Origin of the sequence: Parabacteroides faecis (assembly GCF_014647375.1) — a bacterium.
In the GTDB taxonomy this organism is placed as follows: Bacteria; Bacteroidota; Bacteroidia; order Bacteroidales; family Tannerellaceae; genus Parabacteroides; species Parabacteroides faecis.
Map to the genome: position 1 here is coordinate 24,985 of NZ_BMPB01000010.1, position 26,018 is coordinate 51,002.

The window sequence follows — 26,018 nt, forward strand, 5'->3', positions numbered from 1 at the left end:
TTATTTCGTCGATTAGAAGCTTGCACGTACTGAGAAGCCGAATGAACGTGTTGTGGCTGTAGAACCGCCAATCTGTGCCTGGCTGATCCAGGTCGTTCCGTCAGTACATTCCGCATCGAATTCTTTCAGGCTCTTATAGAAGTAGAAGAGGTTACGACCGTATACGGAAACCATCAGGTTTTTGCAGCCGAATTTGCTGGTGATGTTTTTAGGTAATCTGTAACCAAGGCTCAATTCGCGCATTTTTACATAAGAGTTTTTCTGTATCGCATTTTCGTAAGTGATATTACCGGAATATCCCCATCCATATTGGTTGTAATAGACTTCACCGGCTGTAATGATCGTATTGTTTTGACTGCCGTCCTGTTTAACACCCGGCTGGATAACACCATTATCGTAAACCATATTGCCGTTCACTGTTGTTCCGGCAGCCTGGTCGGTCAGGTGACGTTTGGAGGGGTCTGACAAGTCGTTGCCGTCTGCATACCAGGTAAGACCGCCACGGGATGCGTCACGGTTGTCCAGCGTACAATCCAGGATACCCAGTTCTGTCATGTACTGGTAAGGCAAGTTCATTACATCACCGCCAATACGGAAGTCGATTGTTGCATCCAGATAGAAGTCTTTGTAGTTCAATGATGTACTGAATCCTCCGACTACTTTTGGCATGGCATTTCCTGCTTTCTGGCGCTCTGTATAGTCTACGATATACAAACCGTTGTCGTCAACGATTTTATTACCGTTTTCATCTTTTACCGTTCCATATACATACCAGTCACCCATCGGGCGGCCTACGGATGATTGAAGCACTGCTGCCCCGTTATCCACTGTAGAATGGTCGATAGAGCTGACGCCGTCGATCAGTTTGGTTACTTCGTTCTTATTCCATGCCCAGTTTGCACGGACATCCCATGTCCAGTCTTTGGTTTGAATAGGAGTACCGTACAGAGACATTTCAACACCGCGGTTTTTCAACTCGCCGACGTTCATCAGGATGGAAGTACCTCCCGAGGAAGCAGACGTCGTAGTCTGAAGGATTTGATCTTTCACCACATTACTGTAGAAAGAAAGTTCGAAACCTAAGCGGTTGCCGAGGAACTTGTTTTCCCAACCTAATTCGAATTCATACTTTTGTTCCGGCTGTATCTCGTTGTTTCCAAGAGATTGTGGAACCTGGTTGTAAATATAGCTTCCGACTGCACTCTGGTTGTAACCGGTGGCGGCTCTGTAAAGTTCAGGTGCGTTACCTACCACACCGTAACTGAGACGTATTTTACCATAATCCAGCCAGCTGGGGTTGAGGTCTTTCAGCAAGGATGAATAAATGATGCTACCGTTGACTGAAGGATAAACGAATGTGTTGGAGCCAGGGGCCAGCGTGGATGATTTTTCCTGGCGAACAGTACCTTCCACATAGGCCCAGCTGTCATAACCGAATGATGCTGTGGCGAAGAAGGCTTGTTTTAACAGGGATGCTTTTTTCATGCCGGGGTTTGCCGGTGTTAAACCTGAAGAGTTCAGGTGAAACCAGTTTTCAACGCTCAGACCGCCGCGGGTACCCACGGATGTGTCGTACTGATTTTCCTGGCGGGCAGACCAACCGGCATTTGCGCTGACATTGTATTTTTCGGCAAATGTACGGTCAAACATCAACATAAGGTCGCCGTAGTAGATTTCATACTTGGAGTTTTTCAACCCATAGTATCCGGTGTAATTGCCCGGCTGTCTGAATACGTTCGGGGTTTCTGTCGAGTTTTTGCTTTCGATTACGTTGTATGTCAAGTCGGTTGACAAACGTCCGCGTGCGGTCAGACCCGGAATTATTTCCCATGATGGCGTCACACTGGCGATGAAACGGTTGTTGTCTTCCAACTGTTCTTTGCCGAAGATATTCCAGAAATATTCGGTTGCCATCTGATAGCCTGCCGGATTCCAATCCCATGCTTCATCTGGGGTCAATGTGTTGCTGTTGTAGTTTGTGTTCATGTAGCCGAGACTGGTCACTGTGCTGTTCTTTAAAGCTGCGATATCATCGTAACCGGTGAACATACCCTGATAGTTTGTCAGCAATCGGCTGATACGGTAAGCACGGTTCTTTACATGCTGGCGCATATAGTTGGCCGAATAATCTACTTTTAAGTTTTTCAGGATATTGGCGCTACCAGATAATGCAAAGTTGTGCTTGTTGTTATGTGAGTTCAACTGCGTAGGAGTATTGTCTACATAAGTGTAGGAGAAACGCAGATTTCCTTTTTCCGTACCGTTGGTAATAGCCAGGTTATAAGTCTGGTTGATACCTGTCTGGAAAACATCGTTCCACTGGTTGTGGTCGATAGGTGCATGGGTACGGGTTACTCCGTTCCAGTTGTATAACTGTGTCGTGTAGTCGTACGGACGTCCCCATGAATAATACGTGTTACGCGGACTGATCACCTGGTTACCGTTCCGGTCGGTACGGGTGTTCTGGAATCCGGTCTGTTTCTCAAAATCACTGGCGGTGGACAATAGCGCATTATCATAGCCCGGCCCGAATTCTTTCTGGATATTGGGCATGTAGGCTACTTTATCAAAGCTTAAGTTTGCACTGAAGTCTACACCCAGACCACTTTGTCCTTTACCACTTTTGGAGGTGATCATTACAACACCGTTAGCAGCTTCCGAACCGTACAGGGCTGAGGCGGCAGCCCCTTTCAGGATGGAGATACTTTCGATATCTTCGGGGTTGATATCGACCATACCGTTCGATTCTACACGCTGGTTGGTCCAGTATCCGTCTTTGTTGGCGTCGCCGTTGTGAATGGGCACACCGTCCATCACGATCAATGGCTGTGTTGTACCGGTGATAGACGACAGACCGCGCACTGAGATGGATACAGAAGAGGTTCCACCACCCGGAGCAGCCTGTATGCGCACACCGGAAGCCTTACCATACAATGATGTGGCGAAGTCGGGAGTTCCGGTTTTGATCAACTCTCCGGCATCGATTGTACTGACTGCATACCCCAGCTTTTTGGCATCTTTCCTGATACCCATGGCGGTAACGACTACTTCGTCCAGCTTCTGAGTATCTTCAGAAAGTTTGATAGAAAGAGAAGATTGGCCGGTATATGGCATCTCTCTTGTGGCATACCCGATGAAAGATATCTGGATGATATCTCCATTCTTTACACCGTTCAATGTAAAATTACCATCATTGTCGGTAATAGTTCCATTTGTGGTTCCTTTCACAACTACAGATGCTCCGGCAATCGGGCCGAAATCATCTTCTACAGTACCGATGACTTTCCCACTCTGCTGGGAAACTGCGGTTTCATGTTTCTCTGGCGCTAAGTCAGCATATGCACTTACGGGAAGTGTCATCGCTCCTGCGACAAGAATCAAACTGACAGGTTTGAAGTTTTTCAACATAATAATTGATTTTATTAATAAATGAGGCTCTCTCTTGGTCCCCTTCTTTTGGCTTTTTACTCTATTTTGTTTAAAATGTGTATAGAATGCTTTAGATTCTGACGTTTAAATCTGGCGTGTTCATAGTTCTAAAAGAACTAATGTATTCTTGTTTTATTAACCATTGAAGACTAATGTCTATATATTCAGTTAGTTATGTTGTTGTTTAAATGTATTGTATATTTGATATACCGGATGTAGGATCCTAGTAGATATTTCCAATCCGGTCAATTTATATATATTGATCTGTTTTTTTTGAAAAAATACCGGTTTTTGATAGTGAATTGTTTATTAAGAAGAGGAGAACAGGCAATTTGTCGTATTCTGTTGCCTGGTTTTTCTACAGCTCTTAAATCTTAATTAATGAGCTGTTGTTATAAGGTTATAATGTATGTATACAGATGATTATCAAAGATATTTATACTACCTGATGATGAGGTATGAGCTCGTATCTTCTTTTTTAACAGTATGTGTCTCCTTATTGTTTATTTTATGTTATGATAAATAAATCTTCGCGTTTTTTTTACTTTGGAATGTAGGAAAGGATTATTTACGATTAGTCATGAACCTTACAGCCAATTGAATGTTAAAAAAGAGTCTACCGGTCATCTTTTTTTAAATAAATGCAATATAATAAAACAATTATTCTATATATTTGCACCGTGACAATAGTATAGAGTTCTTTTAGAACTAAGTCATTTCTCTTATCTTTTCTTCATTTCCCCCTTTTGTTTTTCATCTTTTCATTTTGTATCTGCTTTTATATGGCAAAATAGTTTTGATATCTCCCTTGCAGAATTAAAAAAAGAACCTGTTGCCTTATATGTAAAAGAACTTTTCTGATAAAAAGATTGCATTTGTTTGAAAACTCACTGATTATTTGTATATTTGCGGGCGATTAAGCGAAGATGAGGAGGGGGCGGGTAGTCCCCTTCTTTTGTTCTTAACAGTATGTTTATGATTGAAAAGGGAGTAATAACTCAGTTGGTTGAAGAAAAATTGGCTTCTTCCGACAATTATTTGGTTGACGTAGTCGTTAAACCTGGAAACCTTATCATTATTGAGATAGATAATGATGAGGGTGTTTGTATTGATGATTGTGCGGAGTTGAGCCGGTATGTGGAAGAACATCTGGACCGTGAGGTGGAAGACTTCGAACTGGAAGTCGGCTCGGCAGGTGTCACTTCTCCTTTTAAAGTACTTCGTCAATACGTGAAAAATATAGGGAACGAAGTGGAAATGCTGCTGAAAAGTGGGGTGAAACTGACCGGAGTATTGAAATCGGCAGATGAGAACGGAGTGGTAGTAACAGTTGAAAAGCAAGTGAAACCCGAAGGTTCCAAACGAAAAGTTACTGTCCAGGAAGATCAATCCTATACATTCGATGAAATAAAATATACAAAATACCTAATAAGATTCAAGTAAAGAAAGATTATGGCCAAGAAAGAGGAAACAATCAGTATGATTGACACACTTGCGGAGTTCAAGGAGTTGAAGAATATAGATAAGGATACGATGATCAGCGTGCTGGAAGATTCCTTCCGTAACGTAATCGCTAAAATGTTCGGTACGGATGAGAACTATGACGTAATTATCAACCCTGAAAAAGGTGACTTCGAAATCTGGAGAAACCGTACGGTTGTGGCTGACGACGAACTGGAAGACCCGAATCTGCAACTTACGTTGACCGAGGCTCGTAAAATCGATGCTGACTGCGAAGTGGGTGAAGAAGTGACCGATGAAGTTCATTTCGCCGATTTCGGACGTCGTGCCATTCTGAACCTTCGTCAGACACTGGCTTCGAAGATTCTTGAATTGCAGAAGGATAGTTTGTATGCTAAATATAAAGATAAAATAGGTACAATTGTCGCAGCTGATGTCTATCAGGTGTGGAAGAAAGAGATTTTGCTGCTGGATGACGAGGGTAATGAGTTGCTGCTCCCGAAATCAGAACAGATCCCTTCCGATTTTTACCGGAAAGGTGAAACTGTCCGTGCAGTTGTACAGAAAGTGGATAATTATAATAATAATCCGAAGATTATTCTGTCGCGTACAGATAAAATTTTCCTGCAGCGTTTGTTCGAACTGGAAGTTCCCGAAATCAATGATGGCCTGATCACGATCAAAGCTATCGCACGTATCCCGGGAGAAAGAGCAAAAGTGGCTGTTGAGTCATACGATGATCGTATCGATCCGGTTGGTGCCTGCGTAGGAATGAAAGGTTCCCGTATCCACGGTATTGTCCGTGAGTTGAGAAACGAGAACATCGATGTAATTAATTATACATCCAATGTATCGCTGTTTATCCAGCGTGCATTAAGCCCGGCTAAAATTTCCTCTATACGAGTGAACGAAGAAGAACATAAGGCAGAGGTTTATCTTCGTCCCGAAGAAGTTTCATTGGCTATTGGTAAAGGTGGTTTGAACATCAAACTGGCTTGTATGTTGACCGAATACACAATCGATGTATTCCGTGATGTGGAAGGAGCTGATGAGGAAGATATTTATCTGGATGAATTTACAGATGAAATAGACGGCTGGGTAATTGACGCAATGAAGAATATCGGTTGCTATACGGCTAAGAGCGTGCTTGCTTTGAGCCGTGATGAAATTATTGAACGTGCCGACCTTGAAGAAACAACAGTCGACGAGGTGCTTGCTATCTTATCTGCCGAATTTGAAGATGAAAGTCAGGAATAAAAAAGTAGTACGACAAAGTTAGATATGCCTATAAAATTAATACAAGTACAAAGAAAATTGAACGTAGGGATCAACACGGTTGTTGAATTTCTACATAAAAAAGGTCATCCTGTTGAGGAGAATGCGAATCCCAACACGAGGATCAGTGATGAACAGTATGCTTTGCTCGTAAAAGAGTTTGGAAAGGATCTGCCTGAGGGTGGTTTTGAACGTCCGCGGGTAGAACGTCCTCACAGAGAGAAAGAGAGAGAAGTCGCTTCTGTGAAAGAAGAGAAGGCTTCGGAAATTAAGACAGTGATCCCGGAAGAGTTCAGGCCTAAGATCGTAACGAAAGGCCGTATCGACCTGGACGGACAGCATAAAAAATCGCAGGAGGTTCCTGATGTGAAAGAAGAACCGGTAGCCAAGCCGCAACCGGTTGTGAAGCCTCAGCCTGTTGCAGAACCGCAACCAGTAGTTAAACCTCAGCCTGTTGCCGAGCCGCAACCGGTTGTAGTCTCTGCTCCTGCCCCTGCTCCTGAAGAAAAAAAGGTAGAAGCCCCTGCTAAACAGGAAAAACAGGAGACTGCACCTGTAGAAAAGCCTGTGGAGAAAAAAGAAGTAAAAGAGATAGTTGTGGAAAAAGAAAGAATCGAAGAGAAAAAACCGGAAGTAACAGTGAAGCCGGAAGCGACAAGAAGCTCTTCTGAAGAAGTGGACAAAACGGCTGCTGAAGGTCAGTCTTCTGTAGAATCGGAAGATGATAACTTGTTCCGGTTGAACACTCCGAAGTTCGAGTCGAATATCAAGGTAACCGGCAAAATTGACCTGAATGCCTTGAACCAGTCTACACGACCTAAAAAGAAAACAAAGGAAGAGAGACGAAAAGAACGCGATGACAAACGCGAAAAGTTCAATAACAACAACAGACCGGGACAACCGGGATTCCATAAGGGACCGAAAGATCCGAATGCTAAGCCGGGTGCACCGGTAAAGCCGGGCGCTCCTGTGAAACCAGGTGCTCCTGTTAAGCCGGGTGAAGTCGGTGCAGATGCGAAAAAGAAACGCAACCGTATCAAGAAGGATCGCGTGGATGTGAACAATACTCCGGGTACGAATTACAGCCGTCCGGCTAATCAGCGTGACGACCGGGGTAAACCGCGCCTGAAAAAGCCGGTTAAGGCAGAAGTAAGCGAGGAGGATGTACAGAAGCAGATCAAGGAAACACTGGCTCGCCTGACCAATAAAGGTAACAAGAATAACAAAGGTGCCAAGTACCGTCGTGATAAACGTGATGCCGCCGTCAAACGTGAGCATGAATTGATGGAACTGGAGGAACAGGAAAGCAAGGTATTGAAGCTGACCGAGTTCGTTACGGCAAACGACCTTGCCAACATGATGGATGTACCTGTGACAAAGGTTATCGCTACTTGCATGAGTATCGGTATCATGGTTTCTATCAACCAGCGTTTGGATGCGGAGACAATCAATATCGTTGCCGACGAGTTTGGTTTCAAAACTGAATATGTAAGTGCAGAGGTGGTGGAAGCTATCAATGCAGATGAAGAAGATGATAATGAAGAAGACTGGGTAGCACGTCCGCCTATCGTAACTGTAATGGGACACGTCGACCACGGTAAAACTTCTTTGCTGGATAATATCCGTAAAGCAAACGTAATTGCCGGTGAAGCGGGTGGTATCACTCAGCATATCGGTGCTTATAATGTGAAACTGGCGAGCGGACGCCGTATTACTTTCCTGGATACACCGGGTCATGAGGCATTTACCGCGATGCGTGCCCGTGGTGCCAAAGTGACGGATATTGCTATTATCATTGTTGCTGCTGACGATGCTGTCATGCCGCAGACTATCGAGGCGATCAACCATGCTTCTGCAGCCGGGGTTCCTATCGTATTTGCTATTAATAAGGTAGATAAGCCGCATGCTAATCCTGAGAAGATCAAGGAAGAGCTGGCTAATATGAACTATTTGGTGGAAGACTGGGGTGGAAAGTATCAGAGCCAGGATATCTCTGCCAAGAAAGGTGTCGGTGTTGAAGAGTTACTCGAAAAAGTATTGCTTGAAGCTGACTTGCTGGATCTGAAGGCTAACCCGAAGAAACGTGCAGTCGGTTCTATCATCGAATCTTCTCTGGATAAGGGACGTGGATATGTTTCTACCGTATTGGTAGAGAACGGTACATTACAGATGGGAGATATCGTATTGGCTGGTACGCATCACGGTCGTATCAAAGCAATGTTCAACGAACGTAACCAACGTGTGGAAAAAGCTGGTCCTTCCGAACCGGTACTGATCCTCGGCTTGAACGGTGCTCCGCAGGCTGGCGATACATTTAATGTATTGGAAACAGAACAGGAAGCTCGTGAAATTGCAACACGTCGTGAACAGTTACAGCGTGAATTGGGTATCCGTACGCAGAAGATGCTTACGCTCGATGATATCGGTCGCCGTATTGCTGTGGGTAACTTCCAGGAATTGAATGTGATCGTGAAGGGTGACGTGGACGGTTCCGTAGAGGCATTGTCCGACTCTCTGATCCGTTTGTCAACTGAAGAGATCCAGGTGAATGTAATCCACAAGGCTGTCGGTCAGATTTCCGAATCGGATGTAGTATTGGCTGCTGCTTCGAATGCGATCATTATCGGATTCCAGGTACGTCCGTCTGTACAGGCTCGCCGTAATGCGGAGAAAGATGGCGTTGAAATCCGTCTGTACTCTATCATTTACGATGCGATCGAAGAAGTGAAGAGTGCCATGGAAGGTATGCTTTCACCGGAGATCAAGGAAGAAATTACTGCCTATGTGGATGTACAGCAGGTATTCAAGATCACGAAAGTGGGTACGGTTGCCGGTTGTATGGTTAAGGAAGGTAAGATCAAACGTACGAACAAGATCCGCCTGATCCGTGACGGTATTGTGATCTATGCCGGCGAACTGGGATCTCTGAAGCGTTTCAAGGATGATGTGAAAGAGGTTGTGGCCGGACTGGATTGCGGTTTGAATATCACAAACTTCAATGACATTCAGGTAGGTGACGTAATTGAATCGTACGAAGAAACTGAAATAAAGAAAACTTTATAAACATGAACTGGTTAGACATTGTATTAGTATGTCTGGCAGGAATTGGATTTGCGAAGGGCCTGTTTGATGGAGTCATCAAACAGGTTGTTTCGCTTATAGCCCTGATGGCTGCGATATTTTTCTGTGCCAAAGCTGCAGCCTGGCTGAGAGGATATATACTGGCATCGGGCTGGTTCCCGGAAGAGGGAGTGACCATCCTTAGTTATATAGCCGGATTTATCCTGATTCTGGGTGTGGTCATGCTGGCCGGAGAGGTTGTGCACAGGGTGATCGGGGTTACGCCGCTCAGTATTTTGAATCATCTGGCTGGTGGCCTGTTCGGTTTGTGCCTGATGATCCTGTTCGTCAGTTTATTGTTGAACATACTGGAGGCAGTCGATCGGGGATCGGTATTGATTCCCCGCGAAGCGAAGATTGAATCCCGTTTCTATAATTCTGTTAAAGAAATAGTTCCAACCATTTACCCCGGAAATTTGTTCTCATGGAAGGAATAGTATAATAATTGAGAATTGAGAATTGAAAATTGGGAATTGCCGGGGTGGATGTCTTTAATTTTCAATTCTCAATTCTTAACTTTCAATTAATTAGATATGCAGGAGTCAAACGACATACTAAATGAGGTAACAAGTGGTGACTATAAGTACGGCTTCGTTACCGATATCGATACGGAATTGATTCACCGTGGTCTCGATGAAGAGACTGTCCGTATCATTTCTGCTAAGAAGAATGAGCCGGACTGGTTGTTGCAGTTCCGGTTGAAGGCTTTCCGCCACTGGCAGACATTGGAGATGCCCACATGGCCTCACCTAAACATTCCACCGATTGATTATCAGGATATAATCTATTACGCTGCTCCCAAAAAGAAAGAAGGGCCCAAAAGCCTCGATGAAGTGGATCCGGAGTTGCTGAAGACATTCGACAAACTGGGGATTCCTTTACATGAGCGTGCCCAATTGGCTGGTATGGCGGTCGATGCCGTAATGGACAGTGTTTCAGTAAAGACGACCTTTAAGGAGACGTTGGCAGAAAAAGGGATTATCTTCTGTTCATTCAGTGAAGCAGTGCTACATCATCCGGATTTGGTACAACAGTATCTGGGAAGTGTAGTAGGCTACCGGGACAATTTCTTTGCAGCTCTGAACTCGGCGGTTTTCTCTGACGGCTCGTTCGTTTATATACCAAAAGGCGTACGTTGCCCGATGGAACTTTCCACCTATTTCCGTATCAATGCGGCAAATACCGGACAGTTCGAACGTACATTGATCGTAGCTGACGATGAGGCGTATGTCAGTTATTTGGAAGGATGTACCGCGCCGATGCGTGACGAGAACCAGTTGCATGCAGCGATTGTCGAGATCGTTGCCAAAGAGCGTGCCGAGGTGAAATATTCGACTGTTCAAAACTGGTATCCGGGCGATAAAGAAGGAAAAGGCGGTATCTATAACTTCGTGACCAAGCGTGGTTTGTGTAAAGGGGAAGGTAGTAAGATATCCTGGACCCAGGTAGAGACAGGTTCTGCTATAACCTGGAAATATCCGAGTTGTATTCTGGCAGGTGATAATTCGGTCGGCGAGTTCTATTCGGTCGCTGTTACCAATAATTATCAGCAGGCGGATACCGGAACGAAGATGATCCATTTAGGAAAGAATACCCGTAGTACGATTGTCTCCAAAGGTATTTCGGCCGGTCATAGCCAGAATAGTTATCGTGGTCTGGTAAAAGTATCTCCGCGTGCCGAGGGTGCCCGTAACCATAGCCAGTGTGACAGCTTGTTGTTGAGTTCGACCTGTGGTGCACATACATTCCCTTATGCTGATATTCAGAATGAAACAGCGGTGGTAGAGCATGAAGCTACAACAAGCAAGATCAGTGAGGAACAGTTGTTCTATTGCCAGCAACGTGGTATTTCCGTAGAGGAGGCTGTCGGTCTGATCGTGAACGGATATGCTCGTGAGGTAATGAATAAACTTCCGATGGAGTTCGCTGTGGAGGCTCAGAAATTGCTGACCATCTCACTGGAAGGAAGTGTAGGATAAATCAAATTGTCAATTAATAAAGTTATGTTAGATATAAAGAACTTACATGCCAATGTAAATGGCAAAGAGATATTGAAAGGAATCGACCTTTCTGTAAAGGCTGGTGAGGTACATGCCATCATGGGGCCGAACGGTTCGGGTAAAAGTACCCTGAGTAGTGTACTCGTTGGTAATCCGGCTTTCGAGGTAACCCAGGGAGAAGTTATTTTTAATGGGAAGAACTTGTTGGAACTGGAACCGGAAGACCGTAGCCGTGAAGGTATTTTTCTCAGTTTCCAGTATCCGGTTGAAATTCCGGGTGTAAGTATGGTGAACTTTATGCGTGCCGCACTGAATGAACACCGTAAATATAAAGGATTGGATCCTGTTTCTGCGACCGACTTTCTGAAACTGATGCGTGAGAAACGTGCTATTGTGGAACTGGATAATAAGTTGGCCAGCCGTAGTGTGAACGAAGGGTTCTCAGGTGGTGAAAAGAAACGTAACGAGATATTCCAGATGGCTATGCTGGAACCTAAACTGGCTATTCTGGATGAAACGGACAGCGGTCTGGATATCGATGCCCTCCGTATCGTAGCAAACGGTGTGAACCAATTGCGTACGCCGGAAAATGCAGCGATCGTAATCACTCACTACCAACGTCTGTTGGATTATATCAAGCCGGATGTGGTACATGTGTTGTACAAAGGACGTATTGTAAAAACAGCCGGTCCGGAACTAGCCCTTGAACTGGAAGAAAAAGGTTACGACTGGATCAAGAAAGAGATGGGAGATGAGTGAGATGAGAGCCGAACAACAATATATCGACCTTTTTACCAAATATGAAGACCTGGTATGTCGGCATAGTGCTGCGGTGATGAATGCTCCGCGTGCCGAGGCTTTGGCCGATTTCGATCGCCTGGGGTTTCCTTCGGTAAAGAGTGAAGATTATAAATATACAGATGTGGCGCAGGCTTTTGCTCCTGATTATGGGGTGAATATAAACCGCCTGGCTATTCCGGTCAATCCTTATGACGTGTTCCGTTGCGATGTCCCGAATCTGAGTACATCCCTGTATTTTGTTGTGAATGATACTTTTTACGACAAGATGATGCCGAAAGCTCATTTGCCGGAGGGTGTATATGCCGGTGGTTTGAAAAACTTTGCGGAGAAATATCCGGAAGTGGCTGCCCGCTATTACGGAAAAGCAGCCAAAAGCAATCATGACGGTATAATCGCACTGAATACGATGCTGACCCAGGATGGTTTTGTGCTTTATGTACCGGAAGGTATAGCGGTGGAACGTCCTATCCAGTTGATCAATATATTCCGTAGCGATGTGGATGCGATGGCTAACCGCCGTATTCTGATTATTATGGAACCGCGCTCGGAAGCTAAATTACTGATCTGCGATCATAGTATAGACGATGTGAAGTTCCTGGCAACTCAGGTCGTCGAGATATTTGCAGCTGAAGGTGCTTATTTCGATTATTACGATCTGGAGGAAAGCAGTATTTCCACATCCCGTTTTGCCTCTGTTCATGTAAAACAGGAGGCTTCCAGTAATGTTCTGGTAAACGGTATTACATTAAATAACGGTCTTACACGTAATAACTATTATATCGAGTTGAACGGTGAGTATGCAGAAACGACACTTTGCGGTATGTCTGTAATGGACCGTGAACAACAAGTGGATACGTATAGCCATATTACACATGCCGTTCCTAATTGTACAAGTAACGAGTTATTCAAGAATGTGCTGGACGATCATGCTGTCGGAGCTTTCAGCGGGCGTATCCTGGTGAAAGAGGATGCTCAGAAAACGGCTGCTTACCAGACAAACCGTAACCTCTGTGCTACGCGTGAAGCTCGTATGTACAGTAAGCCGCAGTTGGAGATCTATGCGGATGATGTAAAATGTTCGCACGGTATGACAACCGGGCAGTTGGATGAAAATGCTTTGTTCTATATGCGTAGCCGTGGTATTCCATTGAGTGAGGCACGTATGATGTTGAGTGTTGCTTTTACATCGGATGTGATCGATCATGTACGTCTGGATGCGTTGAAAGACCGCTTGCATAAGCTGGTTGAAAAACGTTTCCACGGAGAGCTGGCACGTTGTGCCGATTGCCGTATCTGTAAATAAGATATTATTCTGATCTTTATAAAGGCCCGGATAGATGTTATGTCTGTCCGGGCTTTTTGTTTATCTTTGTATTTCACCAATCATTTATTATTATATGCAGTTGACTCATATCGCAATCTGGACGAATGAATTAGAACGTTCCCGCGAATTTTATACGACGTATTTTAATGGAAAAAGTAATGAGAAGTACGTAAATCCCAAGAAAGGATTCGCTTCTTATTTTGTAACTTTCGAAGGAGGTGCTTCCCTGGAAATTATGCAACGGACAGATGTAACAGAAGAGAAGAATGGTCTTTTTATCGGTCTTGCTCATTTTGCTTTTTCTGTCGGTTCAAAGGAAAAGGTGAATAGTATGATAGAACTGTTCCGTGAAAATGGCTATACGATACTTGGGGAACCGCGGACAACGGGAGATGGTTTTTATGAGGGATCCATTGCTGATCCGGACGGAAATATTGTAGAAATAATTGTCTGATATGGAGATACGTATTGAACAAGCGACAGATTATCCTTATAACCTGCTTTTGTTGGCGGATCCCAATCGTGAGTTGGTGGATAGTTATCTGAAAACATCCGATTGTTTTGTCGCTTTTTATAAGGATCGGATGGTAGGAGTGATTGTTGTTCAGAAGCAGTCTGTAAATCAGGCTGAAGTATTAAACGTCGCTGTAGATGAATCTTTTCAGCGGAGAGGTATTGCGCGCCGTTTACTTCGTTTTGTCTTTGATGAATGGGCACGACCGAACCGGATCACTCTTCTGACAGTCTGTACCGGGACTTCTGCTCCGGGTCCTATGATGTTATATCAACAGGAAGGTTTTGATCTGAAAGAGTTGGACCGCGATTATTTCGTTCGGAATTACCCGGAACCGATCTGGGAAAACGGTGTTCAATGCCGGCATCGGTTGATACTGGAAAAAGAACTATAATAACTAATTGATATAAAATAAATACAGAAAGACCGGATAATAATCTTTCAGGCTGGCATGTAGCTTTTTCAAGGCTTTGGAAATATGGTACTCGACGCCTTTGGTGGTTATTCCTAATGTTTCTGCAATATCTTTATGCGATTTGTTTTCGTAACGGCTCATGATAAATACGACCCTGGTCTGTTCAGGTAAACCGGCCAGGGTTTTATTGACAATTTCCTGTGCTTCGGCTGTGAATAGTTCGCCTGGATCGCAAGCCTCCAGGGTGGATATGCGGGTATTCAACTCCCATTCGGCATGATTCAGTAATTGTTCGTTAACATCTTCTCTTACCTGCAAGTGCTGTAAATAGTTTAGGCATTTATTTTTGATGGTGGTAAGGATATAGGCCGGTATATTTGAATTTTCTTCCAGCGAATGGCGATTCTCCCAGTAATACATCAAGGCTTCAATGGTAAAATCTTCAGCAACAGCAATATCCCTTACATACGTATTAGCAAAGCGGATAAATCTGCCTTGGTAATCAGTAAATAGTTGATTGAACGCTTTTAAGTCTGTTGTATTCTCCATTTCTCCCTGAGCGTAATAAGTTGTAAATATAATAATATTTATACAATACGATCATTTATTTAACACAATAGTGCTACAAATTATAGGATTAGTGTGTCGCTATAGGTAGCACTATTGTTTCCGGGAGAGTAGAACTACTGTGTCGTTTCGGTAGCTCTACATGCCTAACGATGGTGGAAGTGAAGTTGGGGAAGATGCCCATTTTTTATTAGGAGTATTACCCATTACAAAGGATAGTTTTCCTCCGTTCATAATGTCAGTATGCAAAATATAATTTTTGTCGTATGGTTTGCCATTAAGGCTAGCCGACTGGATGTAGATATTATCTTTTGAAACACCTTTAGCATCAATATGGAATTTTTTACCATTTTCAAGTGTGATAACACTTTCTTCAAAACTTGGACTACCGATTACATAATAGGGCATTCCCGGGCAGACAGGATAAAAACCAATCATACTGAATACCAGCCATGCGGACATTTGTCCGGCATCGTCATTTCCGGAAAGTCCGTCCGGAGAAGTAAAATATTCCCGGTCGATAATATTATGTACCCATTTTTGTGTTTTCCAGGGTTCACCGGCATAAGCATACAAATAAGCTATATGATGACCGGGTTCGTTGCCGTGCCAATAATAATCACCATCGAAAAAGGTGTCTAAACGTGAAATGAACTTCTCTTTTCCTCCGATTTGTTCTATCAGTCCGGCAACATCCTGAGGAACATACCAGGTATAATGATAGGGAGTTCCTTCGCAAATGGATGGAGTGAAGGCATATGGGTCAAACGGTTCTATCCAGCTGCCGTCTTCATGTCTTCCACGGGCATATCCTGTTTCGGGATCGATTACATTCCGGTAATTCCCGGCACGTTTGATCAAAATATTGTAATCGTCTGTTTTATTCAGCTTTTTAGCAACTTGTGCAAGGACAAAATCATCGTATGCATATTCCAATGTACGAGATACCTGCTCTTGGCGATGAAATGCATCCATGACAGGATCTTCTAAAGGAATATAGTTATATTTTAAATAAGATTTCATAGCCCGACGTCCTTTTCCATCCCGGTAACTGGTGGAATCCGGGTTTATTTCAAATGCATTTTTGCGCATTAGTGCATATGCTTCCTCATAATCAAATCCGGGTATATCTTTTATTATTGCATCACCGATCATAGCAATACAGTGATCACCAATCATAGCTGCTGTATAACTGTTCCAGGATGGAAAAATGGGTAACCAACCACCTTGTAATCCTTTTAATACAAGCGAGTGAGCCATATCACCGTTACGTGACGGATTGAGAATTGTAAAAAGAGGGTGAACGGCACGGTAGGTATCCCATTGGGAAAAATCACAGTAATATGTGCCTTGTTCCATCTTCATTGTTTTTTCACCTCCGTCAAATTTGGGGTATGACCCGTCTATATCGCTGAATGTACGTGGAAGGAAATGAGCATTGTACAAGGCTGAATAGAATTTGACTTTGTCTTCTTCATTTCCCCCTTTTACTGCAATTTGTCCGAGTGTCTCATTCCAGATAGAAGAGGATTGGTTGCGTACAGCTTCAAAATTCCAGGAAGGAATTTCAGCCTGTAAATTTTTGCGGGCATTCTCTATGCTGGTAAAAGATGTTCCTATCTTTATCAGCTTATCACCCGGTTTATCGGATGATAGTTTGAGCCATGCAACCGGATGGTTCAAACTCGTACTATCAATATCGAAGTGTGAAAATTCATCGTTTAGCTGGATAACAAAATGCCCGCTGAAACCTGCACTTTTTCCATATCCCTGATAGATACGATGAACGGGGTTATATCCTGTGATCTCTTTTTTCTCAGGATCAATTCGGATAATGGCTTCTCCTTCATCACTGTTTGGGTCGATTACAATATAATGATCGCCGTCTTGCCGGAAACCTAGTCGTATGATCCCGGCTCGTGATAGGCCGGTGATCTCTGCTTGGATGGCATAATCTTTCAATAATACGCTGTAATAGGAAGGGGTGGAGATTTCTTCGGTATGGTCGTAAGCCGAAGCTCGCTTTAGCGGGTCTACTTCCAGTTTATTACTCAAAGGCATGATCGTTACACTGCCATAATCCTGAGTACAGGAACCATTCATCCAGTGACTGGCGCGGAATCCTTGAATTGCATCCTGAAAAAAGTAGTAAGGAGGATGACATTTCTGTTCTGTTGCCTGGCTTTGGGCTACCCAATTAGTCATACCATGAGGTACGCCGACTGCGGGCATGATCTGTCCGCGTTCTTCCGTTGAGCTTTTATCCTTTCCTTGCACAATACGGATGTCCGTACCTATCAAGGGATTCACATATTTTTCAAAACTCTTTTCCTGTTGATTGCAAGATAACAGGCACAACGAACTTAATAATATATTCCAGGCTTTCATATGGTATTACTTTATTGAGTGATATTGCAAAGTTAATTATAAATGGTTACACATTGGATAAGTTAGGATGTTTCAACAGTTACCCCTGTACGATGTCGTTTCTGGGGGATCATACATCAGTGACGGACTGATGTTTTCCCAAAGGAGAGGCATACGAAAGAATCGGTAAACCAGACGGTAGGAGAACTGTTGAAACATCCGCTTTTAAGCATTTTTATTTAGGTTCGATGACATATTGGTTTTGTGTCAGACCTGGATTCACATCTATCTGCTTCTGAGGAATCGGACAAATCAGATTTGTTTCATTTAAAGAGAAACCTTTACTCTTCAACACTTCTACTGCCCGGCCGGTACGAATCAGATCAAACCATCGATGATTTTCGAATGCCAACTCAACCCTACGTTCCTGTTCTACCATTAGGGCAAATGTTGCTTTATCCGTGGTATGAAGATCGACAGGTGTTGTTTCTGTTGTCTGATAACCAAAGCCGCGTCGGCGTGTCATATTCAGGTACTTGCAGGCTTCTGCGGTTTTCCCGTTCTGGTTTAGAGCTTCGGCATACATAAGGATTACATCCGCATAACGGATAACAGGATAGTTGTTGCTGGCATCATTGCTTTGATACGGAACATCCATGAATTTGCAAACATAGCGTGATTCTACCCATTCTCCGTTTTTTCGATTGTCGTAATATCCCAGAGACATGGAAAAATCCCGTCGGAGATCACCTTCTTCATAGGCATTGTAGATATCCATTTCCGGGATATTGTTTCCACCGGTACCACCGACAGTAACAACATTGGTCCCTGAATTTTCAGGCGCAAAATTGTTGGCAAAGTTAGAACCTTCACCATAACCTCCTTTAAGGAACTGGATTTCAAAAATACCCTCTTTACTATTATGGTTGACGGGACTGAACACCTCTTTATACCCTTCTATATTGAGAGTTCCCGGTGTATTTTCTAACAGAGAATAGCGGTTGCTATTTATAATTTCACCCAAAATAGATTCGGCTTCGGCATATTTATGTAGGGTCATATAGATCTCTCCTAATAACGCTTTAGCTGCTCCTTTCGTTGCACGTCCGTCTTCTGTTGTCGGGTAACTGTCCGGTAGTTCGGCTGCTGCCTCTTTCAGGTCGGATATGATCAGGTTATATATATTCTCTTTGGGTTCCCGTAGGATATCATATGCTTCAGAGATTGTTATTTCCTTCAATACCAACGGAACATCACCATAAACCCGCACCAGGTTGAAATACATCAGGGCACGGATGAATTTACATTCCAATTTGTAACGGGTAGCCAACTCTGCGTCGATATCTATACCATCAATACGTCCTAAGACTGTATTGGTCCTGTTTATAGTCAGATAGGCGGCGGTCCAGAAGTCTTTGATATAACTGTTTTGTGTGTCTATGTAGAATTTATCGAATTCATCCTGACTGGTTACCGAGCCGGATAATTGATTACGTGTATTATCAGATGGTATTTCTGCAAATACATACCAGTTACCATATATATTGGATTCCTGTAATGCTGAATAGGCTCCGTTTACTGCTGAAGTAAAATCTGCAACAGTTTTATAAAAATCATTTTCACTCAAATCCGTTTGAGGGTTCTGATTGAGAAAATCGTTGCAGGAAGAAAGACTGACACCGAACAGTGCGATTGTAATAATATTATATTTTAGTTTCATAATTCATCTGCAGTTTAAAAAGTTACGTTAATGCCAAATGTACAAGTACGATAGAGTGGGTACATCCCATAGTCTGTACCGGCTGCTGTTACATTGTCTTCTTTGAAGCTAGTTTCCGGATTGTAACCACTGTAGCTACTTATAGTCAGGAGATTTTGTGTCGATACATAGATACGTGCTCGTTGCATACCACATTTTTTAGAAAAAGTATCAGGCAACGTATAGCCGACTGTCAGATTATTGACACGCAAGAAAGATCCACTTTCCACCCAACGTGAAGATATGGCGTTGTTTTGTCCTGTTGGTTGTGAGTTTGCCCTGGGAATCCATCCTGTTCCCGGATTCTCTTCTGACTGCCAGCGGCCGAGCATTTCCCGCAATTGATTCTGATTACCTTCGCCTTGCGTATAGAAACGTCTGCCTAAGTGAAGGACATCATTTCCAACAACACCTTGTAATGAAAAACTGGCATCGAAATGCTTAAAAGTGAAAGTATGGGTCATCCCCCAGGTAAAATCCGGCATATTGTTGCCAATGATCGTACGATCATCCGCGTCTATTACTTTATCACCGTTTACATCTTCAAACATAACATCTCCGACTTGCGTATCAGCAAAATGTGGGTAGTTCTTCAGTTCTTCTTCTGTCTTGAAAATACCTTTCATTTTGTATCCATAGAAAGAACCGATAGGTTCGCCAATCATTGTAATATGAGTAGTACCTGCACCTCCATCACTAAAAATAGGATCGCCTGTAGGACCTAATGCCAGGACTTTGTTGCGGTTAACTGAAATATTGCCTGTTGCTTCCCATGAGAAATCTTTCTTTTTGAATGGTATGCCGGTAACTGTAATTTCAAGTCCTTTATTGCGCATCTTACCTATATTCTGCATCGCGTTACTGAAACCGGTAATTGTCGGTATATCTACATTCATTAATAAATCTGTAGTCTTGCGATAATATAAATCTAATGATAAGGACAGGCGGCTGTCCAGGACAGAGATCTCAATTCCCAAGTCTGTTTGACGTGTTTTTTCCCAGGTCAGGTCTGCATTAGAGAAGCTTTTTTGTGCGGCCCCGTTAATGATATTACCTGTACCTGTGCCTAATACGTAGTTGGCATTTTCCATAATACCGATGGCTGCATAGTCCCCAATATTATTATTACCAGTGATACCATAGCTGGCACGTACTTTCATGTCTGATAACCATTTGATATCTTTCAGGAAATCTTCCTGTGATAAACGCCAGGCAATAGATCCTGAGGGAAAATAGCCGTATCGGTTATTTTTTCCAAAGCGGGAGGAACCGTCAGCACGAATAGATGCAGTGAGGTAATATTTATTGTTGTAACGGTAATTCACACGGGCCAGATAAGATAATAAAGTCCATGATTTCCGTTCGGATTTACTACTTTTTACGGTAGCATTATTTAGAGTCTGGATTTTGTCATTGGGAAAATCGGAGCCACTGGCTTCCGTATAACGATAAATATTCTTTTGGGCTGTGAAACCGGCGACAGCGTCTATTTCATGTTTATTCCATGAATTAAAATAAGTGACAGTGTTTTCATTCAGCCAGTTAACTGTTTCTGCAGACTTTTCTGTCGCTTTTCTTTCTGTAGAAGGTAGAGGGGCTACATTCCCATTGTTCGGAATCGTGGATGGACGGAAATATTCATTTCTGTATTCTCTGATATCTGCTCCGATCGTTGATTTAATTTTCAGATTTTTTAATGGAGATAATTCGATATAACCATTACTGAACAAACGTAAGTCTGTATCATAATTATGGATATATGTACAGGCTAAAGCATTTGGCACACCTGTTAAACCATCGCTGGCTACAGCATACATTGACTGTGATGCCCATGTTCCATCCTCATTGTAAACGGGAGTGACCGGAGCTGTGGCTAAAGCAGAATTGATTACACCGTCACTGGCCCAATGTCCTTGAGTTGTTCTGTTTGCATTCATGTAAGTAGGAGCCAGGTTTACTCCCATTTTTAACCAGGGGTTTAATTCGCTATCGATCTTAGCTCTGGCAGAGAAGCGCTCGTAATCACTGTTGACTACAACTCCCTGTTGATTAAAATAGCCGGCAGAGAACATATATTTTGTCCGTTCATCACCACCGGTTACGGTCAGTTGGTAGTTTTGCACAGGTGAAGTCCGGAATATTTCATCCTGCCAGTTTGTCCCTTCTCCTAAAGATGCTACATAGGCCGCATCGTCATAGAATGCAGGATAACGATAGCGGTTTCCGGAAGGTCTTGAACTTACCGGATCATTGATCGTTGCCCCGGGTACTTTGTCTAAATAGTGATTATTAAAGGCTTCCCTGCTAAACTCGACAAACTCCTGGGCATTCATTAAATCCAATTTTTTGGTTACATTCTGGAAGCCGGCATAGATGTCCAAATTGACGCTGACTTTACCTGTTTTTCCTGATTTGGTGGTTACCAATACAACACCGTTAGCTGCACGTGAACCATAGATGGCCGCCGCAGAAGCATCTTTTAAAACTTCGATCGATTCAATATCGTTAGGATTGATAGCATTCAGGTTTTGTTCACCTAACGGATATCCGTCTACTACATATAACGGGGCACTCGATGCTGTAATAGAACCTGAACCACGTACACGGATAGTGGCTGCTTGTCCTGGTTGACCGCCAACCTGCTGAACCTGTACTCCAGCCAGTTTTCCAGCCATGGCTTCCGTGGGATGCGATACCTTTAAGTCTTTTAAGGAGTTGCTTCCTACCTGTGATACAGCACCGGTCAGATCCTTTTTTTTCATCACTCCATATCCGACTACAACAACTTCATCCAATGATTCGGAGTCTTCTTTTAAGGTTATATTGATTATACTTTGATTTCCAACAGCTATTTCCTGGGGTGTGTATCCAATATATGAGACGACAATGATTGCGTTGGCGGACACATTTTCGATTGTAAACTTCCCGTCCATGTCTGTTATATTACCGTTGGTCGTGCCCTTTACAATTATATTTGCACCCACAATAGGTCCCATAGCATCTTGTACTATGCCACTGATTGTCCGTCTTTCTTGTTGCGGACTTTTCGGAAATGAGGCTAATTTTTCTTTTGAAAGAATGATCTGTCGGTCAGATACATAATAACGAATATTGGTCCCTGTAAAAATTTGTTCAAGTATCTTTTCCACATTTTCTTCTTTTGCTTTTACAGATACTTTACGGTTCAAATCGATGGACTTATCCATATAAAAGAAAATGTATTCACTTTCTTTTTCGATTTTGCTGAGTACTTCTTTGATTGTCTGGTTATTCGACTCAATAGTGAGGAATGTTCGTTGCGAATAGATTTCGGAAGCAAAGCATATTTTTATCCCCATGAACAAGAAAAACAGACATTGACTAAATCTGATGCTTTTTTTCATTTTCTGTAATGATTTAAGTTAGTAAATAGTGATGAACTTTTTTAGAATTGTAGTTTTTTTGATTTTATATGATTTAAGGATCCATAATACAATGATTTTAATGTTTGACTTTAATTTCTATGCTCTCATTTTTTTTCTCAATTTCAATAGGTATCGCTTTTTTCAAAGAACTTAACACGTCTTCCAGGTCTTCTTTCAAATCCAGTTTGCCACTGCAACTGACTTCGTTTATGTCTTCTCCGCAGTAGAGTAATACTCCGTAATAGCGGGATAGTTTTTTTAATATCACTTCTAATGATTGTTGCTTGAATTGATAATATCCATCTTTCCACGCAACATAATCGTCTATATCCACACGACTAACCGTTCCTTGATTTATTTCTTTATCGTAACGGAACATTTCGTTCGGTGACAGAATATCTTTATGCTTATTTCCTGATTTTATTTCGACTTTGCCACTAACAAGAACGACCTGCATATCCTTTTCATTATCATATGCCGTTACATTGAATTGAGTTCCTAATACTTTGATGTCCATTTGTCTGGTTTTGACAATGAATGGCTTTTTTTCATCTTTGCTGACTTCCAGATAAATTTCACCTTCTACAAATATTTCTCTTTCCTTTTCAGAAAAGACTACAGGGTAAATTACTTTGGAATCAGAATTTACCCATATTTTAGTCCCATCAGAAAATGTTACTGTAGAACGTTTGCCAACCGGTACAATCAGTTGGTTGAATGTTGTTTTCTGCTTTTCTTTTTTTATCTGTTCTATTTTTTGGGAGTTTATATTGATTGATCCTTCCTGCTTATATTCAAGCTGGCTGTCTTCTCCGTCAATAGTCATTTTTTCATTGTTTGATAAGATGAGTTGTACTTTTGAAGAGGTACTGTCTGATTGTGGGATAGCTTCTATTATTGATAGATAGTTTGTTTCCTGTTTGTCCGATTGTAGCGTTATGTATTTTCCCAATGACAGTAAAATACAGATGGACGCAGCGATTCCTATAACTGATAGAAGCAGATATCTTTGTCTGCTTTTTCGATCAGTCGAATTGTTTTTTTGTTCAATGCACTGCCATAAAGCTTCGCTTTCGCTGTTTGGTAATGCCGTTTTATTGACATTGGTCCGGATAGCGTTCAAAAAAAGACGAGCAACCTCTATCTCTGCTGCCAATGATTTATTCTCTGCCATCTGCTTTTGCCAAAACAACAGGCTTTCTGCAGTCGGAGATGATTCGGACTTTAGAAAAAAATCATCATTCAGTAGTTGATCAGCTGTATATTTGGTATAATCTTTATCCATTTAATGAGTATATTTTATGAAAAGGACAAGCTGCCTCTTTTTTTATACTCACTATAAAAGAGTTTTTTTATATGAATTGTTTTTATTGGACTGAAATAGATAAAAGAAGAATAAATATTTCAACAGAACCATACGTATCCCTGATCTTTTTCAGAGAACGCTGGATAAGATTTTGGGCAGATTGATAGTTCATGTCCATAATAACGCAGATTTCATCAAAACTGAGTTCCTGAATATATCGGTAATAGATGATTTCCTTCTGACGTGGGGTTAATAGAGTTAGAATTTCTTGTATCCTTTTTATTTGATTTTGGTAGAGTTCATTGTTTACGTATTGCTCTTCAACGGTTAACTCTAATGAAAAAGAGATAGTTTCACTATTATAACGTTCATAGTGAGACTCTTGATAGAGTGCATTGATCAGACAATTCTTTAATGCAATAAGCAAGTATAATTTGATATTGTCAGGAATAATAAGCCGTTTTCTATTGTTGTACAATTTGGTAAAGACTTCTTGGATACAGTCCTTTATTAGTTCTGTATCCGATGTGAAACGTTTACCATACTGGAAAAGTGTTTGTATATGTACTTTATATATCCAGCCGTAAGCATCTTTATCACCAGCGATAAACTGACCCCATTTTATTTTACTTTCATCTTCTTGCATATAGGTGATTTGATTCGCAAATATAAAACAAATAAAGTAAAATCAAAGCGCTGATGTTATGGATTGCTGTAGTTCTTTTATAAAAAGCGTTCAATACTTATGTCTGAGAGGGTATGATATAAATAAATTTAGAGGTAGATGTAAATTGATTTACACCTACCTCTTTAGGAAAAGACATTTCTAGGTATCATCTAAATGTCTTACGTTTTCCGGATATATCATTTAGATGGTTTCAAAAACTGAAAAGTTCATGATTTGGGGATCGGCCTTTGATTCGTCTACAACTAATTTGATCGCATCGAGTGTTTGAGGTTCGAAACGGTCTATATGTTTATGTCCGATGCATGATCCTGAAGCGAGGTCGATCCATTCGTTATTCTTTTTTCCTTTCAGGGAATATTTTAAGACCCGTTCTCCTTTGGCGATGTCTTCCTGTAGGATGACACGGTTTATGCTGGTCGGTTTGTCAAACGACAGGATATACTCCGAGCCGGTTCCGGATGTTTGCTGAAGAGGAATTCCGTATTGGCGAACTATTTCTTTACCTAACGTTTCTATCTGGCGGACATCAGCATCAGGTATAAGTCCTTTATCGTTGATAACAAGGCCTAACAACATATTGGTATTCCTTCCTACACTGGTTTCGTATTTGGTAAGCAGTTCAGGAATATTGAACATCATGCTATCTTGTCCGGCTGTCCAGAACCATCCGCCCTGGAAAGAGCGGTTCCAACGCAAAGTGAAATCAGATTCTCCCGGGCACCAGAACGGGGCAAAAGGATCGCCGTTCAAACCATTTATCACACGTGTTCCGTCGGCATTGGTGGTCGAGTCGGCTGTTGACCAGCAGGGATAAGGTGCGACACCTTCTTCATTCCCTACCCATCTGACCAAGTTAGGATGTCCGTACGGACCTTGAAAAGCAATTGCATTCGGCTGCAGTTTCTGTACAAGCGATAATACATCCGCACCCCCTTGTTCTTTGGACAGTACACCGCCATCGAACCATATTTCGAACAGTTCACCGTAGTTACTCCATAATTCGGTCAATTGCTGCGTTACAATTTTATTGTATTCTTCCTGACTGACCGGACCTCCTTCCTGAACAACTCCCGGATTATCTACATACAGGTAACCGTTTGCGGTTGTACTGGCATAAATGCCCGGTTTGATATTATATTTTTTACAGGAAGCGATGAAATCGGCAACGATATCTCCTTCACCGTTTTTCCAGGGAGATTGTTTGATGCTGTAGTCATGCGCTTCTGTAGGCCACAGGCTGAATCCACTACAGTGCTTCGCTACGAGGACAGCATATTTGGCTCCCAGTTTATGAGCTGTTTCCAGCCATTGGTCGGTATTTAATTCAGTAGGATTGAAGACGGAAGCATCCGGATGTGTGCCCCAATTCCTGAAATTATAGTCCGGTTGGTAGACCGGCATGTCAAAATGGATCAATACACCCATTTCTGCATCTGCCCAGGCTAGCTGGCGGGCATTAGGGGTAACGACAGTTGTTGTTTCGTTTGAAGAGCAGGATATAAGTACCGACAAGGCTGCCAGTAATCCTGCAAATGTCTTTTTCATGATGAACTTATATTTTACGATGCAAGTATAATAAAAAAAGATG

17 protein-coding genes are annotated in these 26,018 nt (G+C 42.4%); 9 read left to right on the plus strand and 8 right to left on the minus strand.

The features are described from left to right. Positions 1-12: 12 nt before the first annotated feature. The gene (locus IEY67_RS15385) at positions 13-3,408 is read right to left on the minus strand and encodes a SusC/RagA family TonB-linked outer membrane protein (protein ID WP_122356867.1); all 3,396 of its coding nucleotides are present in this window, start codon (positions 3,406-3,408) and stop codon (positions 13-15) included. Between the two features lie 996 nt (positions 3,409-4,404). On the opposite strand from IEY67_RS15385, the gene rimP reads away from it, so the two are divergent. From rimP to IEY67_RS15430, 9 genes are all read left to right on the plus strand, one after another. Continuing rightward, entirely contained in the window at positions 4,405-4,872 is a 468-nt protein-coding gene (rimP, locus tag IEY67_RS15390) for a ribosome assembly cofactor RimP (RefSeq protein ID WP_183668546.1), read from the plus strand. Between the two features lie 9 nt (positions 4,873-4,881). Next, on the plus strand, positions 4,882-6,147 hold the full coding sequence (nusA, locus tag IEY67_RS15395; protein ID WP_122356870.1) for a transcription termination factor NusA: 1,266 nt from the start codon (positions 4,882-4,884) through the stop codon (positions 6,145-6,147). Positions 6,148-6,171: 24 nt separating this feature from the next. Further along, entirely contained in the window at positions 6,172-9,228 is a 3,057-nt protein-coding gene (infB, locus tag IEY67_RS15400) for a translation initiation factor IF-2 (RefSeq protein ID WP_183668548.1), read from the plus strand. A gap of 2 nt (positions 9,229-9,230) precedes the next feature. Further along, positions 9,231-9,722, plus strand: coding sequence for a CvpA family protein (locus tag IEY67_RS15405; protein ID WP_122356874.1), 492 nt, complete (start codon positions 9,231-9,233; stop codon positions 9,720-9,722). A 96-nt stretch (positions 9,723-9,818) separates the two neighbouring features. Continuing rightward, entirely contained in the window at positions 9,819-11,264 is a 1,446-nt protein-coding gene (gene sufB, locus IEY67_RS15410; protein ID WP_122373688.1) for a Fe-S cluster assembly protein SufB, read from the plus strand. 24 nt (positions 11,265-11,288) lie between these two features. Beyond that, the gene (gene sufC / locus IEY67_RS15415; RefSeq protein WP_122373687.1) at positions 11,289-12,044 is read left to right on the plus strand and encodes a Fe-S cluster assembly ATPase SufC; all 756 of its coding nucleotides are present in this window, start codon (positions 11,289-11,291) and stop codon (positions 12,042-12,044) included. Then, entirely contained in the window at positions 12,037-13,389 is a 1,353-nt protein-coding gene (sufD, locus tag IEY67_RS15420) for a Fe-S cluster assembly protein SufD (RefSeq protein ID WP_183668550.1), read from the plus strand. Before sufC ends, sufD begins: the two co-directional genes overlap by 8 nt. 94 nt (positions 13,390-13,483) lie before the next feature. Continuing rightward, on the plus strand, positions 13,484-13,864 hold the full coding sequence (locus IEY67_RS15425) for a VOC family protein (RefSeq protein WP_183668552.1): 381 nt from the start codon (positions 13,484-13,486) through the stop codon (positions 13,862-13,864). Between the two features lies 1 nt (position 13,865). Beyond that, entirely contained in the window at positions 13,866-14,318 is a 453-nt protein-coding gene (locus tag IEY67_RS15430) for a GNAT family N-acetyltransferase (protein WP_183668554.1), read from the plus strand. Between the two features lie 3 nt (positions 14,319-14,321). On the opposite strand, the gene IEY67_RS15435 is transcribed toward IEY67_RS15430, so the two are convergent. From IEY67_RS15435 to IEY67_RS15465, 7 genes are all read right to left on the minus strand, one after another. Then, positions 14,322-14,888 carry an RNA polymerase sigma-70 factor gene (locus IEY67_RS15435; RefSeq protein ID WP_183668556.1) on the minus strand — a complete coding sequence of 189 codons (567 nt, stop codon included), beginning with the start codon at positions 14,886-14,888 and terminating at the stop codon, positions 14,322-14,324. A gap of 156 nt (positions 14,889-15,044) precedes the next feature. Continuing rightward, entirely contained in the window at positions 15,045-17,294 is a 2,250-nt protein-coding gene (locus tag IEY67_RS15440; RefSeq protein WP_183668558.1) for a GH92 family glycosyl hydrolase, read from the minus strand. Positions 17,295-17,508: 214 nt separating this feature from the next. Beyond that, positions 17,509-18,993 (minus strand): RagB/SusD family nutrient uptake outer membrane protein, encoded by a 1,485-nt coding sequence (locus IEY67_RS15445; protein WP_183668560.1) that lies wholly within the window; start codon positions 18,991-18,993, stop codon positions 17,509-17,511. Between the two features lie 14 nt (positions 18,994-19,007). Continuing rightward, positions 19,008-22,415, minus strand: coding sequence for a TonB-dependent receptor (locus tag IEY67_RS15450; protein WP_183668562.1), 3,408 nt, complete (start codon positions 22,413-22,415; stop codon positions 19,008-19,010). 97 nt (positions 22,416-22,512) lie between these two features. Beyond that, positions 22,513-23,721, minus strand: coding sequence for a FecR family protein (locus IEY67_RS15455; RefSeq protein ID WP_183668564.1), 1,209 nt, complete (start codon positions 23,719-23,721; stop codon positions 22,513-22,515). 82 nt (positions 23,722-23,803) lie between these two features. Further along, positions 23,804-24,388, minus strand: a complete 585-nt coding sequence (locus IEY67_RS15460; protein ID WP_122356904.1) for an RNA polymerase sigma factor — start codon at positions 24,386-24,388, stop codon at positions 23,804-23,806. A gap of 222 nt (positions 24,389-24,610) precedes the next feature. Further along, positions 24,611-25,975 (minus strand): alpha-L-fucosidase, encoded by a 1,365-nt coding sequence (locus tag IEY67_RS15465; RefSeq protein ID WP_183668567.1) that lies wholly within the window; start codon positions 25,973-25,975, stop codon positions 24,611-24,613. Positions 25,976-26,018 lie beyond the last annotated feature (43 nt).